We start from the raw sequence: 15,701 nt of genomic DNA on the forward strand, positions 1-15,701 counted from the left end.
ATGACCGGTTTCTCCGGCATCCCCGGCGCTGTGACCGGCGACGGCGGGATCGCCCACTTCGGCGACGCGTTCCGTGAGCAGCGTCGCCTCGCCTCAGGCGGGGCGATCGTGCCGCTCGACGACCGGACGGTCATCGAGGTCGCGGGCCCCGAACGACTCGGATGGTTGGATTCCATCTCCTCGCAGTCCGTCGGTCGGCTCGCGCCCGGCGAGAGCACCGAGATGCTCGTGCTCGATCCCCAGGGGCGCGTCGAGCACGCCGCCGGCGTCCTCGACGACGGGGCATCGACCTGGCTCATCGCGGATGCCGGCGACGCCGAGGCGTTGGCGACCTGGCTGACGCGGATGAAGTTCCGCACACAGGCCACCGTCGCGGTGCGTCCCGATCTCGCGCTGCTCGGCTTCGTCGACGGAGGCGGGGCGGCTGAGCATGCGGCAGCTGCGGCATCCGCTCCTGCAGGCGCACCGCTGATCTGGACCGATCCGTGGCAGCGCGTGAGCGCGGGCGGTCACCAGTACGCCGAGGTCCTCGATCACCCGGGTGCAGACCTCGCCTGGAAAGTCGCCATCGCGACCGCCGAGGCAGCAGATGCGCTGGCAGCGACGCTCTCACCGGAAGAGGTCGCCGGACTCCTCGCCGCCGAGGCACTGCGCATCGCCGCCTGGCGACCGCGGTGGTCGGCCGAGGTCGACGAGCGCTCGCTGCCGCACGAGTCCGACTGGATCCGCACCGCCGTGCACCTCAACAAGGGCTGCTACCGCGGACAGGAGACCGTCGCGAAGGTCCACAACCTGGGTCACCCGCCGCGCAGGCTCGCGGCACTGCACCTCGACGGCAGCGAGGCCGTGCTGCCCGCGGTCGGCGATGCGGTGCTCGCGGGCGACGACGAGGTCGGTCACATCACGTCGGTCGCCCGGCACCATGAAGACGGACCCATCGCCCTCGCGATCCTGTCGCGTCGCACGCCGGTCGGCGATCTCGTCGTCCGCGCCGAGGGGGTCGACATCGCCGCGACGCAGCAGGTGATCGTGCCGGCGGATGCCGGTGCCACGGCCGACATCCCTCGTATCACCCGACTGTCCCGACGCCCGAGCGCACCGGATCCGCGCCAGGCGGGCTGACTCGCGGGGCGAGAAGCGCCCTTCAGGGGAGCGGTGCGACCGCACTCCACGGGAGCGTGAGCTCACCGAGTCGCCACCGGCTCTTGACGCCGAGCACGGGCCAGCCCTGATCGCGCAGAGCGGCGACCGCGCCCAGGAATCTCTGCGTCGCTCCGAAGGCCGACAACGGCGCCGCACGGCTCCACTCGCGATCGAGGTCGACGAGCAGGGCGTGCACGCGCTCGCCGGGCACGTTGCGGTGGATCAGCGCTTTCGGCAGCCGCTCCGCGACGATGCTCGGATGCTCGAGATCCGCGAGACGCAGCGAGATCGTGAACCGGAGCGGCGATCCGGTCGGGTCGACGTCGACCCAGCTCGACACCCGACCGATCTCGTCGCAGGTGCCCTCGACGAGCAGACCCTCGGGAGCGAGGCGCCCGGCCATCGTGCTCCAGGCCGCGGCGACATCGGACTCGTCGTACTGGCGGAGCACGTTCATCGCGCGGATCACCGCGGGGCGCCGCCCGGCAGGCAGAGGCACCTCGAATCCACCGCGGGCGAAGGAGACGCGCAGATCGGGCGAGAAGGCGGTGTTCCCTGCCTGCACCTCGACCAGCTGCTGAGTCGCGGTCGCGACTCTGACCGGATCGATCTCGAGGCCGCGCACCTCGGCATCCGCTCGCACGCGCTGCAGTCGGGTGGCGAGCTCGAAGGCGGTCACCCCGCTGGCGCCGTAGCCGAGGTCGATGACGAGCGGATCCGTGGCGCGGCGGAACGCGGGGCTCACCGCGATCCAGCGGTCGTTGCGGCGCAGCCTGTTCGTCCCGGTGGTGCCGCGGGTCGGCCGACCGAGGGGAGATGACGCCATGCGTCAATCCTCGCAGGGCATGGGCGCGGACGCGTCCGGCTGCGCCGATAAACTGGGGCCATGACTTCGAAGCGCACCCTGATCCTGCTCCGTCACGGCCGGAGCGAGTGGAACGAACTGAACCTCTTCACCGGATGGGTGGACGTCCGCCTGAACGAGCAGGGCCGGAACGAGGCCCGCCGCGGCGGCGAGCTCCTGGCCGAGGCGGGCATCCTGCCCGACGTGCTGCACACCTCGCTGCTCAGCCGTGCGATCCAGACCGCGAACATCGCGCTCGACGCGGCCGACCGTCTGTGGATCCCGGTCACGCGCTCGTGGCGCCTCAACGAGCGTCACTACGGGGCTCTGCAGGGCAAGGACAAGGCGCAGACGCTCGAGGAGTTCGGTCCGGAGCAGTTCCAGCTGTGGCGCCGTTCATTCGACGTGCCGCCGCCCGTGCTCGACGACGACAGCGAGTTCAGCCAGGTGAATGATGTGCGCTACGCCGGCATCGACGGCGAGGTGCCGCGGACGGAGTCGCTGAAGCTCGTCATCGATCGTTTGCTGCCGTACTGGGACGACGCGATCGTCCCCGACCTCGAAGCAGGCAAGACGGTCCTCGTCACTGCGCACGGCAACTCGCTGCGCGGCCTCGTGAAGCACCTCGAGGGTATCAGCGACGATGACATCGCCGAGCTGAACATCCCCACCGGCATCCCGCTCGTGTACGAGCTCGACGAGAACAACGTCCCCACCGGTCCCGGCCGCTACCTCGACCCCGAGGCTGCCGCCGCCGGTGCTGCCGCCGTGGCAGCGCAGGGCAAGAAGTAACACCGCAGACGAAGGGGGCGGATGCTGACAGCATCCGCCCCCTTCGTCGTGTCATCGGCGCTCAGGCGTGGCCGAGCTCCTGCTGCTGCTCGACCGCGAGGGCGATGTCCTCCTCCTCGATGCGCCAGTCGCCGGTCGCCAGGTAGATGACCTTCTTGGCGACCGCGACCGCGTGGTCTGCGAAGCGCTCGTGGTAGCGGCTGGCGAGCGTCGCGTCGACCGTCGCCGTGGCCTCGCCCTTCCAGTTGTCGCTGAGCACCTTCTCGAAGACGCTGGCGTGCAGCTCGTCGATGTCGTCGTCGGTGTTGCGGATGGTGTCGGCCAGCTTCAGGTCCTGGGTTCGCAGCAGCTCGGAGAGCGTGCGCGAGATCTCGACGTCCAGCTCGCCCATCTTCGTGAAGGTGCCCTTGAGGCCCTTCGGGATCGCGCGCTCGGGGAAGCGCAGGCGCGCGAGCTGGGCGATGTGCTCGGACATGTCGCCCATGCGCTCGAGCGAGGCGCTCACGCGCAGCGCGGTGACGACGACGCGCAGGTCTCGCGCGACCGGCTGCTGGCGGGCCAGGATCTCGATGGCCTGCTCGTCGAGCGCCACGGCCAGCGCATCGATCTTGGCGTCATCGGCGATGACCTCTTCGGCCAGCTCGACATCGCTCGTGGCGAAGGAGCGGGTGGCCTTGTCGATGGAGACCGTGACGAGGTCGGCGATCTCCACGAGCTGGGACTGCAGGTCCTCGAGGGACTGATGGAAGACTTCGCGCATGTCGGCGCAACCTTTCGTTCGGGTCTCGGCTGTGGTGTCAACGCGAGACGGCCGGGCCGCTCGCACGAGAGGAGAGCACAGCGCTCCCGCACAGGCCCGAAAGCGATTGTCTGCTCCGAAGGTTAACGAACGGTGCCCAGCACGTGAATAGTACTTCTCGCCGTGGCTCAGGGGCGGGCGAACCCGCCGATCCGCGGGTGAACGCACTCTACGCTGGGGTTATGACCTTGCCGCAGATCGCGCTGCTCGCGTTGGCCGTCGGCCTCGTGATCGGCGTCGGCCTCTCCCTTCTCGTGGCCTGGGCATATCGTGCGCGGGCGCGCGTGGCCGATGAGACCTCGCTCGTGGTCCCGGAGGGTGTGACCGCCGTGCTCGGCAGCATGGACGATGCAGCATGCGTGGTCGACTCCTCCGGACTCGTGCTCGCCGTCTCGAAGGCGGCGACCAGGTTCGGCATCGAGGTGGGCGCACCCCTGGAGAACCCCGAGCTGCGTCAGCTCGTGCGTGGCGGACGCATCGAGGGCAGTTCGGCGACCGAGTCGCTGCGCATCACGCGCGGCGGGCTCAGCCTCGATCCACGGCTCGTGTCGGCTCGGGCGAGCGCCATCAGTCCGCGCATGACGCTGCTGATCATCCGCGACGTCACGGAGCAGGAGCGCCTCGATCAGATGCGCCGAGACTTCGTGGCGAACACCAGCCACGAACTCAAGACCCCTGTGGGAGCCGTCACTCTGCTCGCCGAGGCGATCGAATCGGCGGCCGACGACCCTGCTCAGGTGCGCCACTTCGCCACCCGGATCTCGGCCGAAGCCGCTCGTCTCGGTCAGCTGACCGGTCGGATCATGAGTCTCTCGAGACTGCAGACCGACGATGCGCTGTCCGATGTGCGGCCCGTCTCGATCGACGAGGTTCTCGCCACCGCGCTCGAGGCGCACGTCGTGCAGGCCGACTCCGCCGGGGTCGAACTCGCCCGCGGTGGCGATCGCGGAGTCTGGGTGCGCGGCGACTCGCAGATCCTCATCGAGGCCTTCGGCAACCTCATCGCCAACGCGATCGTCTACTCCCCGAAGGGATCGCGCGTCGGCATCGGTGTGAAGGCCGATGAAGGGGTGGTCGAAGTGGCGGTCTCGGACCAGGGCATCGGGATCGCGGAGGCGGATCGGGAGCGGATCTTCGAGCGCTTCTACCGGGCGGACGAGGCGCGGTCCCGCCGCACCGGCGGAACGGGGCTCGGACTCTCGATCGTCAAGCATGCGACACAGCGCCACGGCGGCGAAGTACGCCTCTGGTCGCGCCCCGGACGAGGCTCGACCTTCACCATCAGGCTTCCGAGGATCGACGCTCCCCCGAGCATCGACAAGGACCAGAAGAACAAGAAGAAGCGCGAGCGCAAAGCGGCCAAGGCCGCTGCTCGCGTCCGAAACGGAGAGAACGCATGACCCGCATCCTTCTCGTCGAAGACGAGCCCGACCTCGCCGACCCGCTCGCCTACCTCCTGCGCCGAGAGGGGTACGAGGTCGAGATCGCCGAGGACGGTCCAGGGGCGCTGGCCGCCTTCCGCGAGCGCGGCGCCGACGTCGTGCTCCTCGACCTGATGCTGCCTGGCATGCCGGGCACCGAGGTGTGCCGGCAGATCCGCTCGACCTCGGCGGTGCCGATCATCATGGTCACGGCCAAGGACTCGGAGGTGGACATCGTCGTCGGACTCGAGCTCGGCGCCGACGACTACGTCACAAAGCCGTACTCGTCCCGCGAGCTGCTCGCCCGGATGCGCGCGGTCCTTCGTCGCGTGGTGCAGGCCGACAGCGAGCTCGACGAGCGCGTGCTCGACGGGGGACGCGTCTCGCTCGACATCGATCGCCACACCGTCTCGGTCGCCGGACAGCAGATCAACATGCCTCTGAAGGAATTCGAGCTCCTCGAGGTGCTGATGCGCAATTCGGGTCGAGTGCTCACGCGCGGTCAGCTGATCGACCGCGTGTGGGGGAGCGACTACTTCGGAGACACGAAGACGCTCGACGTGCACATCAAGCGGATCCGCTCCCGCATCGAGGAGAACCCGGGGGAGCCCGTCATGCTCGTCACGGTTCGCGGTCTCGGGTACCGCTTCGAGGGCTGACGCAGTCGTCGGACGGCACGCCCGTCCCCATGACGGAGAAGAGGCCGGCACCCCGCAGGGTGTCGGCCTCTTCGTCAGCGTATGCGCCGGCTCACTCCGCCGGAGCGGGGGCAGCCGTGTCCGTGGGGGCCGGCTCGGGCGTCGGTGTCGACTTCTGCTCCGTGGGCACGAGGTCGGCGTAGTACGGCAGAGTGCCGTCGAGAACGGGAACCTGAGTCTTCGTGCCGGCACCGTCGCCCGACTGGAAGTGGATCTCGATGGTCGCGCCGGGCATGGTGTCGAGTCCGTCGATGCGCAGCGGTTCCTCGTCGGCACCGAAGCTGACGGTCTTGCCCGCGGGCACGGAGACGGTGAACGGCTCATCGGAGCCCGACACGGTCATCGTGAGCGTCGCCTTGTCGGCGGTCGGGTTGACCACGGCGCCGATGAAGTTGCCGACCGATCCGTCTTCGTTCGCGACGATGAAGGCATTGCGCACGTCGATGGGGCCGTCGGAGTCCGAGACGTTGACGCCGTCGGAGGCGGAGTATTCGATCGTCGTCGCCTGCGGCGAGATGAACGTGCAGCCCGTCGCGCCCAGAAGAACGAGGGCGCTGATGGCGGCAGACGCAACAAGGCGCGATTTCACGGGTCCTCCTGAGGTACGACGGGATATCCGCGTCCCATTCTATGCGCATGCGGGGCACCGCCCGAGGACGCGGCGGCGCGAACCTTAGCGCATGTCCCCTGTGGTATCCTTGAGGTTGCCGAAAGGACAAGTTTTTATGCTTTTTGAGGTTGGCGAAACTGTCGTCTATCCGCACCATGGCGCTGCGACCATCATCGAGGTCAAGGAGCGCATCATCAAGGGTGAGGCGAAGAAATACCTGAAGCTCAACGTGACCCAGGGGGACCTCATCATCGAGGTGCCTGCGGAGAACGTCGATCTGGTCGGGGTCCGCGATGTCATCGGCCGGGAGGGGCTCGACAACGTGTTCGAGGTGCTCCGCGCTCCGTTCACCGAAGAGCCCACGAACTGGTCTCGTCGTTACAAGGCGAACCTCGAGAAGCTCGCCTCCGGCGACGTGATCAAGGTGAGCGAGGTCGTCCGCGACCTGTGGCGTCGGGATCAGGACCGCGGTCTGTCGGCCGGTGAGAAGCGGATGCTGGCGAAGGCTCGTCAGATCCTCATCTCGGAGCTGGCTCTGGCGGAGAAGACCGACGAGGACAAGGCGAGCGCGCTGCTCGACGAGGTCCTCGCTTCCTGAGCGGATCGAGACAAGGCGGGTGCTTCGGCATCCGCCTTTTTTCGTGCGCGCCGGTAACGTGAACCTGGTGAGCATGCTTCCCGTCCCTGACACCGCGATCATCGTCGTCGCCGCCGGCTCCGGCACGCGACTGAATGCCGGAGCGCCCAAGGCGTTCGTCGGCATCGACAGCCATTCGATCCTCCGCCACGCGCTCGACGGCGTCTTCGCGGCGGGGCCCGCCCAGGTCATCGTGGTCGCCCCCGCAGGGTTCGAGGGCGACGCGGAGACCGAGGTGCGTGCTGCGGCCGGCGATCGCGTCGACCTCGGCAGGGTCGTGACGGGCGGAGAAAACAGACAGCAGTCGGTCGCCGCCGGTCTGAAGGCCCTGTGGGGAGACGTCACGCGAGTTCTCGTGCATGACGCGGCGCGCGCGCTGACCCCGCCGGAAGTGATCGACGCCGTGGCCCGGGCGATCGACGGCGAGACAGGGGTCATCCCGACGCTCCCCGTGGTCGACACGCTTAAGCGGGTCGAGGGAGACGCGGTCATCGCGCCGGTGGATCGCTCCGAGCTCGCGGCAGCGCAGACGCCGCAGGGGTTTCCGCGCGCCCTTCTCGAGGCCGCCTACGATGCTGCGAGCGGCTCGGACGTCGAGTACACCGATGATGCGGCGCTGTTCGCCGCTGCCGGACACCTCGTGCGTCAGATCCCGGGTTCGCCCAGCGGATTCAAGATCACCACGTCCGCCGACCTCGAGCGCGCCCGCCAGCTGCTGGCGGCTGTCGCCATTCCGGCACCCGATCTCGCCCCGACGTGGACGGGACCCCGGGTCGGCCTCGGCACCGACGTGCATGCATTCGGAGGAGACGGGAACCTGTGGCTCGCCGGCCTGCAGTGGCCGGGGGAGCCGGCGCTCTCCGGGCACTCCGACGGCGACGCCGTCGCTCACGCGATCGTGGACGCGCTGCTCGGCGCTGCAGGGCTCGGAGACATCGGCGAGCACTTCGGCACCGCACACCCCGAGTACGCCGGCGCACACGCGGACGTCTTCCTCGCCCGCACCCGGGAGATCCTCGCCGAGGCCGGCTTCGCGATCGGCAATGTCTCGGCGCAGTTCCAAAGCAATCGACCGCGCTTCAGCACGCGACGCGCGGAGGCGGAGCAGGTCCTGTCCACCGCGCTCGGTGGCGCGCCGGTCTCCGTCACGGCGACCACGACCGACGGACTCGGGTTTCCCGGGCGAGGCGAGGGGATCGCGGTGACGGCAGTCGCGATGGTGCATGCGGTCTGACAGGCGTCGCGGATTGCGCGGGAATGTCTCAGCATCCGCGCTCGTTGTCGGAGAACGTCGTGCGATCGTCGCGCGATCCGGAGGAGGCAGCATGAGGATCCTGGTCATCGGAGCCAGTGGACAGGTCGGCCGCACGGCCGTCGACGCGTTGGCCGGACACGAGGTCATCTCGGCGTCGCGCAGCAGCGAGCCGTCCGTCGATGTCACCGACTCGGCGTCGGTGGAGCACCTCTTCGCCTCGGTCGGACAGATCGATGCCGTGATCGTCGCCGTGGGAGAGGTGCCCTTCCGCTCGCTCGACGAGCTGAGCCGGAGCGACTACGAAGCGGCTTTCCGCGGCAAGGTGCTGTCGCAGCTCGACGTCGTGCGCATCGGCACGTCGTATGTGCGCGACGGCGGCTCGATCACGCTGACCTCCGGCATCCTCTCGCGCGAGCCGATCGCCACCGGCGCCGCGGCGTCGCTCGCGAACGGAGCCATCGAGTCCTTCGTCGTCGCCGCGGCGACCGAGCTGCCCCGCGGCATCCGCATCAACGCCGTGAGCCCGTCGGTGCTCGCGGACGCACCGTCGTATCACTCGTCGTTCCCCGGCTTCGTGCCCGTGTCGTCGCACCGCGTGGGGCAGGCCTTCGCGAAGAGCGTGCTCGGCGTGCAGACCGGGCAGGTCTACCCGGTCGACTGAGCGGCGGCAGGGCCGGGGGCACACCCAGTCTTCGGATTGCGCCGCCCGGTAAGCTTGTGCGGTGACTCTCCGCCTCTACGACACCCGCGCACAGCAGCTGCGCGACTTCGTGCCTCTCGATCCCGAGAACATCACGATGTACGTCTGTGGAGCCACCGTGCAGTCCGGCCCTCACATCGGTCACGTCCGAGCGGCGCTGAGCTTCGACCTCCTGCGGCGCTGGCTGACTCACCGCTACGGCCGCGTCACGTTCGTGCGCAACGTCACCGACATCGACGACAAGGTGCTCGTCAACGCGACGGACGTCGAGCCGTGGTGGGCGCTCGCGTACCGCATGGAGCAGGAGTTCACCGCAGCGTATGCCGGCATCGGCATCCTGTCCCCGACTTATGAGCCGCGCGCGACGGCGTCCGTCCCGCAGATGCAGGAGCTGATCGCGATCCTCATCGAGCGCGGCCACGCGTACCCTGCACCGGACGGTTCCGGCGACGTCTACTTCGACGTCCGCTCGTGGACGGAGTACGGGTCGCTGACGAACCAGTCCGTCGACGCGATGGAGGCGGCGGAGGATGCCGACCCTCGCGGCAAGCGCAACCCGCAGGACTTCGCGCTGTGGAAGGGTGCCAAGCCCGACGAGCAGGCGGATGCCGTGTGGCAGTCGCCCTGGGGCGCAGGTCGCCCCGGCTGGCACATCGAATGCTCGGCGATGTCCAAGCGCTACCTCGGATCCGAGTTCGACATCCACGGCGGAGGCCTCGACCTGCGCTTCCCCCATCATGAGAACGAGCTCGCCCAGTCGACCGCCGCCGGAGACGGCTTCGCACGCTACTGGGTGCACAACGGCCTCGTGACGGTCGGCGGACAGAAGATGTCGAAGTCTCTGGGCAACTTCACCCTGGCGAGCGACGTGCTCTCGGAGCGGGATCCGCAGGTGGTGCGCTACGCACTCGCCGCCGCGCACTATCGCTCGAGCCTCGACCTCTCGGAGTCGTCCTGGACCGAGGCAGAGGCGGCACTCGGCCGCATCCGCACGTTCGTCGAGCGCGCAGAGCGCATGCTTCCGAAGACTTTCGGCTGGGGGGAGCGCACGTCGCTGCCCGAGGCGTTCGCCACCGCGATGGATGACGACCTCGGCATCCCGCAAGCGCTCGGAGTCCTGCACGACACCGTGCGCGCGGGCAATGCGGCGCTCGACGCCGGTGATGCCGACGGCGCCGGGACGGCGAGGAGCGAGGTGCTCGCGATGCTCGACGTCCTCGGATTCGAGCGCGTGGGTGTCGCCTCGACGGGCGATGCGCAGGCCTCTGCTCTCGACGCGCTCGTGCAGACGATGATCACCCAGCGCGCGCAGGCGCGCGCTGACAAGGACTGGGCGGCGGCCGATCGCATCCGTGATGCGATCGCCGCGGCAGGAATCACGCTGGAGGACTCTCCGGCCGGAACTCATTGGAGTATCGATGGCTAAGCCACAGCGCCCCGGCGCAAGCAACGGCAAGAAGAAGGGCCCCACCAAGGGCACCGGCGGACTCGGACGCAAGTCCCTCGAGGGCCGCGGACCGACCCCGAAGGCGGAGGATCGCGCCTGGCACCCGGCGGGCAAGCGCAAGGCCGCGGCCGAGCGCTATGCGGCATCGGGTGGAAAGGGCAAGCCGGGGCAGCGTCAGACGTCCGGCGGAAACCCGAACCGCTCGGCCCGCGCGAAGGACAACACCACCGAGGTCGAGGTCGTCACCGGCCGCAACTCGGTGCTCGAGGCTCTCCGGGCGAAGATCCCCGCGTCGGCGTTCTACATCGCGCAGCGCGTCGAGATGGACGACCGCGTCAAGGAGATGCTGTCGATCGCCACCCACCGCGGAATCCCGGTGCTCGAGGTCACGCGTCAGGAGCTCGACCGCATGGCCGGCTTCGACGGAGTCCACCAGGGCGTCGCCGTCAAGGTGCCGCCCTACGAGTACGCGCACCCGCAGGACCTCCTCGAGGCCGTCATCGACAAGGGCGAGGTCCCGCTGTTCGTCGCCCTCGACGGCATCACCGACCCCCGCAACCTCGGCGCGATCATCCGCTCGACCGGTGCGTTCGGCGGACACGGCATCATCCTGCCGCAGCGTCGTTCGGCCGGTGTGAACTCGGCAGCCTGGAAGACGAGTGCCGGTGCTGCGGCACGCGTGCCGGTCGCGCTGGCGACCAACCTCACCACGCAGCTCAAGGAGTTCAAGAAGCAGGGCGTCTTCGTGCTCGGCCTCGACGGCGACGGCGACGTCCTGCTGCCCGAGCTGCAGCTGGCCGACCGCCCCGTCGTGATCGTGACCGGTTCAGAGGGCAAGGGCCTCTCGCGTCTGGTCGCCGAGACCTGCGATCAGATCGTGTCGATCCCGATCTCGGCTGTGACCGAATCGCTCAACGCCGGCATCGCGACCTCGGTCGCGCTCTACCAGGTGTCGTCCATCCGCAACGCGAAGAAGTAGGGGAGAAGTCATGGCTCGGATCGTCGTGCTCGGAGGAACCGGCTACGCCGGACGCCACATCGTGTCCGAGGCGGTGAGCCGCGGCCATGACGTGATCGCGATCTCACGCAGCACGCCGACCGATGCTGTCGACGGCGCCTCGTACGTGCAGGGCTCGGCGCTGGACGCCTCGTCGCTCGCGAACGCCTTCGACGGAGCGGATGCCGTCGTCTCGGCCCTCTCGCCGCGTGGCGACATGGCGGACCGCGTGCTCGAGGCGCTGACGAACGTCATCGCGGAGCTCGCCGATACGAGCACCCGTCTCGGCGTGGTCGGCGGCGCCGGTGGAAGCCTGGTCGCCCCGGATGGCCCGCGCCTCTTCGACCTCGACTTCCCTGAGGAGTACAAGCACGAGGCACAGGTCGGCATCGACTCGCTCGCACTGCTCCAGAGCACGGACCGGTCGCTGGACTGGTTCTTCATCCACCCGGCCGAGGTCTTCGGACCCTGGGCCGAGGGTGAGCGCACCGGTCACTATCGCGATGGTGGAGATGTGCTCGTGCGTGACGCCGAGGGCAAGTCCTTCATCTCGGGGGCGGACTTCGCGGTCGCGGTGGTCGACGAGATCGAGCGCCCGGTGCACCGTCGCGGACGCTTCACGGTCGGGTACTGACCTCAGACGAGGTCGCGCCAGTCGACCTCGTCGTCGTCATCGGCGACGGAGTGCGTGCCTGTGATGACGGGCAGGCTCATCGTCTCGGTGGGCGGGCCCATGATGGTCGCCTCGTCGCGGCGGTGGCGCAGCACCTCGTTGATGTAGCTCGTGAGGACCTCGGCGAGCGGGACTGAGCGTCCCTGCGCCTGAGAGAGATACCACCGGTGCTCGAGCACCTGGTGGAACACCTCTGCGGGTTCGAGCTTGGCGCGCAGCTCCCAGGGGATCGCACGCACAACGGGCTCGAACACGCGGGTCAGCCATTCGTGCGCGTACATCTCCTCGTCGACCCACTGCTTGGTCGAACGGGCACGGAACTCGTCGAGATCGTTGAGCAGGCGGCGGGCCTGGTTCTCCTCGACGTCCAGGCCCGTGAGGCGGATCAGGCGGCGCTGGTGGTGTCCGGCATCCACCACCTTCGGCTGGATCTCGACGACCGTGCCGTCGGAGGTCGTCGACATCGACATCTCGTCGATGTCGAATCCGAGGGCGTTGAGGCGTTCGACGCGCTCCGTGATGCGCCAGGTCTCCGCCGCGGCGAAGGACTCCTGCACCGTCAGCTCCGCCCACAGCGAGTGGTACGACGAGACGATGCCGTCGGCGATCGCGACCGCGTCGACGCCGTGCTCGAGCCGTCCGCCGGCCGCGAGGTCCATGATCTCCCCGGCGATGTTGGTGCGGGCGAGGTCGAGGTCGTAGAGGCGCTGCCCGTCGGTGAGTCCCTCCTCGTGCAGTTCACCGGTCTCGGCGTCGACGAGGTAGGCCGCGAAAGCGCCGGCGTCCCGGCGGAAGAGCGTGTTCGAGAGCGAGACGTCGCCCCAGTAGAAGCCGACGTTGTGCAAGCGCACCAGGAGCACCGCGAGGGCGTCGACCAGGCGATTCGCCGTGTCGGGGCGCAGCACCCGGGTGAAGAGGGCGCGATACGGCATGGAGAAGCGCAGGTGCGAGGTGACGAGCGCGGCGGGGAGCGGCTCGCCGGCGGCATCCGATCGCCCCGCGATCACGGCGACGCGGTCGACGCAGGGCACATCGAGCCTGGCCAGGTTGCCGAGCATCTCGTACTCGCGCCTCGCCATCTCATCGGTCGTCTCTTTGACCGCGACGACCTTGCCCGAGAGGTCGGCGAAGCGCACCAGATGCCGTGACAGCCCCTTGGGAAGCGACACGATCTGCTCGGACGGCCACTTGCCGAGGGGGGTCGACCAGGGGAGGGCGAGCAGGGCCGGGTCGATCGAGCTCGCCGTGATCCGCAGCGCATCCTGCATGTCTCTCCAGTGGGTCGGGGCGGAAAAGAAAGAAGCGGCGCGGGCGACCGAAGTCAGCCCGCGCCGCGTCAGTGGGTCCGATCAGGCGGAGACGATCGGCTTGTCGTTCAGACGAACGCCCGACTCGATGTCGAACGCGTGCACGTGGCCCGCGTTCGCCGCGAGGGTGACGGTCTCACCGGCGTTGGGGTGGCTGCGACCGTCGACACGTGCGACCAGGTCGGCGCGCTTGCCGTTGATCTCGGTGTGACCGTAGAGGTAACCGTCAGCGCCGAGCTCCTCGACGAGGTCGACGACGACCGAGAGGCCCTTGCCGTCGGCGGGCCCGACGGTGATGTCCTCCGGGCGGACGCCGACGGTGACCTGCGAACCGTTGGCGCGGCCCACGGTGTCGCGGTCGAGCGGGACGACCTCGGTGCCGAAGCGCACGCCGCCGTCTGCCAGGTCTGCGCTGAACAGGTTCATCGCGGGCGAGCCGATGAAGCCGGCGACGAAGACGTTCTCGGGCTTCTCGTACAGGTCACGCGGCGAACCGACCTGCTGGAGGAGTCCGTCCTTCAGCACGGCGATGCGGTCGCCCATGGTCAGAGCCTCGGTCTGGTCGTGCGTGACGTAGACCGTGGTGACGCCGAGGCGGCGCTGCAGCGACGCGATCTGCGTGCGCGTCTGGACGCGGAGCTTGGCGTCGAGGTTCGACAGCGGCTCGTCCATGAGGAAGACCTGGGGCTGACGGACGATCGCGCGACCCATCGCGACACGCTGACGCTGACCACCCGAGAGGGCCTTCGGCTTGCGGGTCAGGTACTCCTCGAGGTCGAGCAGCTTCGCGGCCTCGAGCACGCGGCTGGCGCGCTCTTCCTTGCCGACGCCGGCGATCTTGAGCGCGAAGCCCATGTTCTCGGCGACCGTCATGTGCGGGTACAGCGCGTAGTTCTGGAACACCATCGCGATGTCGCGGTCCTTCGGCGGCACGTCGGTGACGTCGCGGTCGCCGATGAGGATGCGGCCGGCGTTGACCTCTTCGAGGCCGGCGAGCATACGCAGCGAGGTGGACTTTCCGCAGCCGGACGGGCCGACGAGAACGAGGAACTCGCCGTCAGCGACCTCGAGGTTGAGCTTGTCGACAGCCGGGCGGGTTCCGCCGGGGTAGAGGCGGGTGGCCTCGTCGAAAGTCACAGATGCCATTGTGTTTCTCCTTCACCGGCAGGTACGTGCCGGACGATCCGTAGTGATAGAGCGGCGGAGCGATCCGCCGTGACCCCTCATCGGGTCGGGATCAGTATGGCAGATGCCCGTGCATCTGGGTATTTCTCAGCCTGGCTGGTTAACATCGATCTCGGCCGCTTAACGCGGCGTTCGCCGCCCGAGTGGCGTCCGGGGCCACCCTGCCCCCCTGAGACTGTCTAGAGGAACGATGTCGAGCGACGAGACGCCGAACGTCCCCAGCCCTCGCAATTCGCGTGAGGTCGTGCGGGAGAAGGCACAGAAGGTGCATGCCCAGCAGTCGAGGGCGCGCGTGATGCGACGAATCATCCTCGGGGCGATCGCCGTCGTCGCCGTCGGCGCCATCGGCACCGCGATCACGCTCGCCGTCTTTGCACAGGTCTCGAAGCCGCAGCTCACCCCGGGCGGGATGAACGACGACGGCATCCTCGTCTCCGACATCAGCGCGTCCGCGATGTCCGACGAGACGGTCGCGCCTCCGAGCCCGGAGGAGACCGAGGCGGGTGGCGAGACGACGCCGACCCCGGAGCCCACCACGTCGAGCACGGTCGACATCCACATCTACGTCGACTACCTGTCGCCGGATGCCGGTGAATTCGAGCGCGCCAACGCGCGCCAGCTCGTCAACTGGATCTCGGAGGGTGCGGCGACGGTCACCTACCACCCGGTCGCGCTGCTCACCGCGAGCTCGAACGGCACCAAGTACTCCCTGCGTTCGGCGGCGGCCGCGGCCTGTGTCGCGACGCACTCGCCGGCACAGTTCTACGCGTTCAACCACGATCTGCTCGATGACCAGCCCGAGGTGAACACCGACGGCTTCTCCGATTCTCAGCTGGCCGACATCGCCGGCGCGGTCGGCTCGGACAACGTCAAGAGCGTCCGGTCGTGCATCGAGGATCAGGACTACGTCACCTGGGCGAAGGAAGCCACGTCCCGTGCGCTGGAGGGCCCGCTCGTCGGGTCGGACGACCTCGTGCTCACTGCCGCGCCCATGATCGTCGTGAACGGCGAGGCCTACGTCGGCGCCCTCGACGACCCGAGCGAGTTCTCGCAGTTCGTGCTCACGGTCGCGAGCGACGCGTACTACGCCACCGAGACTCCGACTCCCGCGCCGACCGAGACCACGGAGCCCGCACCCTCGGAGACCCCGGCACCGTAGTTCGTCGGTGCCCGCCGCCCATCGCTAAGCTGGG

At 68.8% G+C, this 15,701-nt stretch carries 16 protein-coding genes; 11 read left to right on the forward strand and 5 right to left on the reverse strand.

The features are described 5' to 3' along the window. The gene (locus AB0P11_RS09040) at positions 1–1,122 is read left to right on the forward strand and encodes a folate-binding protein (RefSeq protein WP_363521375.1); all 1,122 of its coding nucleotides are present in this window, start codon (positions 1–3) and stop codon (positions 1,120–1,122) included. A 22-nt stretch (positions 1,123–1,144) separates the two neighbouring features. Here the strand turns inward: AB0P11_RS09040 and AB0P11_RS09045 are convergent, their stop codons facing one another. Next, positions 1,145–1,969 (reverse strand): class I SAM-dependent methyltransferase, encoded by an 825-nt coding sequence (locus tag AB0P11_RS09045; RefSeq protein ID WP_363521378.1) that lies wholly within the window; start codon positions 1,967–1,969, stop codon positions 1,145–1,147. 60 nt (positions 1,970–2,029) lie between these two features. On the opposite strand from AB0P11_RS09045, the gene AB0P11_RS09050 reads away from it, so the two are divergent. Beyond that, entirely contained in the window at positions 2,030–2,779 is a 750-nt protein-coding gene (locus AB0P11_RS09050) for a phosphoglyceromutase (RefSeq protein ID WP_053097313.1), read from the forward strand. A gap of 61 nt (positions 2,780–2,840) precedes the next feature. Here the strand turns inward: AB0P11_RS09050 and phoU are convergent, their stop codons facing one another. Then, positions 2,841–3,539 (reverse strand): phosphate signaling complex protein PhoU, encoded by a 699-nt coding sequence (phoU, locus tag AB0P11_RS09055; protein WP_053097311.1) that lies wholly within the window; start codon positions 3,537–3,539, stop codon positions 2,841–2,843. A 221-nt stretch (positions 3,540–3,760) separates the two neighbouring features. On the opposite strand from phoU, the gene AB0P11_RS09060 reads away from it, so the two are divergent. Continuing rightward, positions 3,761–4,978 carry an ATP-binding protein gene (locus AB0P11_RS09060; protein ID WP_072591611.1) on the forward strand — a complete coding sequence of 406 codons (1,218 nt, stop codon included), beginning with the start codon at positions 3,761–3,763 and terminating at the stop codon, positions 4,976–4,978. After that, positions 4,975–5,658 (forward strand): response regulator transcription factor, encoded by a 684-nt coding sequence (locus AB0P11_RS09065; RefSeq protein WP_053097307.1) that lies wholly within the window; start codon positions 4,975–4,977, stop codon positions 5,656–5,658. Before AB0P11_RS09060 ends, AB0P11_RS09065 begins: the two co-directional genes overlap by 4 nt. A 91-nt stretch (positions 5,659–5,749) precedes the next feature. Here AB0P11_RS09065 and AB0P11_RS09070 read toward each other — a convergent pair whose 3' ends face one another. Then, on the reverse strand, positions 5,750–6,286 hold the full coding sequence (locus AB0P11_RS09070) for a hypothetical protein (protein WP_053097306.1): 537 nt from the start codon (positions 6,284–6,286) through the stop codon (positions 5,750–5,752). 136 nt (positions 6,287–6,422) lie between these two features. Between AB0P11_RS09070 and AB0P11_RS09075 the strand changes: the two genes are divergently transcribed. From AB0P11_RS09075 to AB0P11_RS09100, 6 genes are all read left to right on the forward strand, one after another. Continuing rightward, on the forward strand, positions 6,423–6,905 hold the full coding sequence (locus AB0P11_RS09075) for a CarD family transcriptional regulator (protein ID WP_053097304.1): 483 nt from the start codon (positions 6,423–6,425) through the stop codon (positions 6,903–6,905). A gap of 67 nt (positions 6,906–6,972) precedes the next feature. Then, on the forward strand, positions 6,973–8,178 hold the full coding sequence (gene ispD / locus AB0P11_RS09080; RefSeq protein WP_363521382.1) for a 2-C-methyl-D-erythritol 4-phosphate cytidylyltransferase: 1,206 nt from the start codon (positions 6,973–6,975) through the stop codon (positions 8,176–8,178). A 91-nt stretch (positions 8,179–8,269) separates the two neighbouring features. Then, positions 8,270–8,860: a short chain dehydrogenase gene (locus AB0P11_RS09085; protein WP_056279884.1), complete on the forward strand. Its 591-nt coding sequence runs from the start codon at positions 8,270–8,272 to the stop codon at positions 8,858–8,860. 61 nt (positions 8,861–8,921) lie between these two features. Then, positions 8,922–10,325 (forward strand): cysteine--tRNA ligase, encoded by a 1,404-nt coding sequence (gene cysS / locus AB0P11_RS09090; protein ID WP_056279887.1) that lies wholly within the window; start codon positions 8,922–8,924, stop codon positions 10,323–10,325. After that, positions 10,318–11,325, forward strand: a complete 1,008-nt coding sequence (gene rlmB / locus AB0P11_RS09095) for a 23S rRNA (guanosine(2251)-2'-O)-methyltransferase RlmB (RefSeq protein ID WP_053097298.1) — start codon at positions 10,318–10,320, stop codon at positions 11,323–11,325. Before cysS ends, rlmB begins: the two co-directional genes overlap by 8 nt. 10 nt (positions 11,326–11,335) lie before the next feature. Further along, positions 11,336–11,977: an NAD(P)H-binding protein gene (locus tag AB0P11_RS09100; RefSeq protein ID WP_363521387.1), complete on the forward strand. Its 642-nt coding sequence runs from the start codon at positions 11,336–11,338 to the stop codon at positions 11,975–11,977. A 2-nt stretch (positions 11,978–11,979) separates the two neighbouring features. On the opposite strand, the gene AB0P11_RS09105 is transcribed toward AB0P11_RS09100, so the two are convergent. Further along, a complete protein-coding gene (locus AB0P11_RS09105; protein ID WP_053097294.1) occupies positions 11,980–13,284 on the reverse strand; it encodes a DUF4032 domain-containing protein in 1,305 nt (434 codons plus the stop codon). 81 nt (positions 13,285–13,365) lie between these two features. Continuing rightward, entirely contained in the window at positions 13,366–14,469 is a 1,104-nt protein-coding gene (gene ugpC / locus AB0P11_RS09110; RefSeq protein ID WP_053097292.1) for a sn-glycerol-3-phosphate ABC transporter ATP-binding protein UgpC, read from the reverse strand. 229 nt (positions 14,470–14,698) lie between these two features. Here ugpC and AB0P11_RS09115 point away from each other — a divergent pair, with 229 nt between their 5' ends. After that, positions 14,699–15,667 (forward strand): thioredoxin domain-containing protein, encoded by a 969-nt coding sequence (locus AB0P11_RS09115; RefSeq protein ID WP_363521391.1) that lies wholly within the window; start codon positions 14,699–14,701, stop codon positions 15,665–15,667. The last annotated feature ends 34 nt before the right edge of the window (positions 15,668–15,701 follow it).

Source organism: Microbacterium sp. NPDC079176 (assembly GCF_040686675.1).
Taxonomy (GTDB): Bacteria; Actinomycetota; Actinomycetes; order Actinomycetales; family Microbacteriaceae; genus Microbacterium.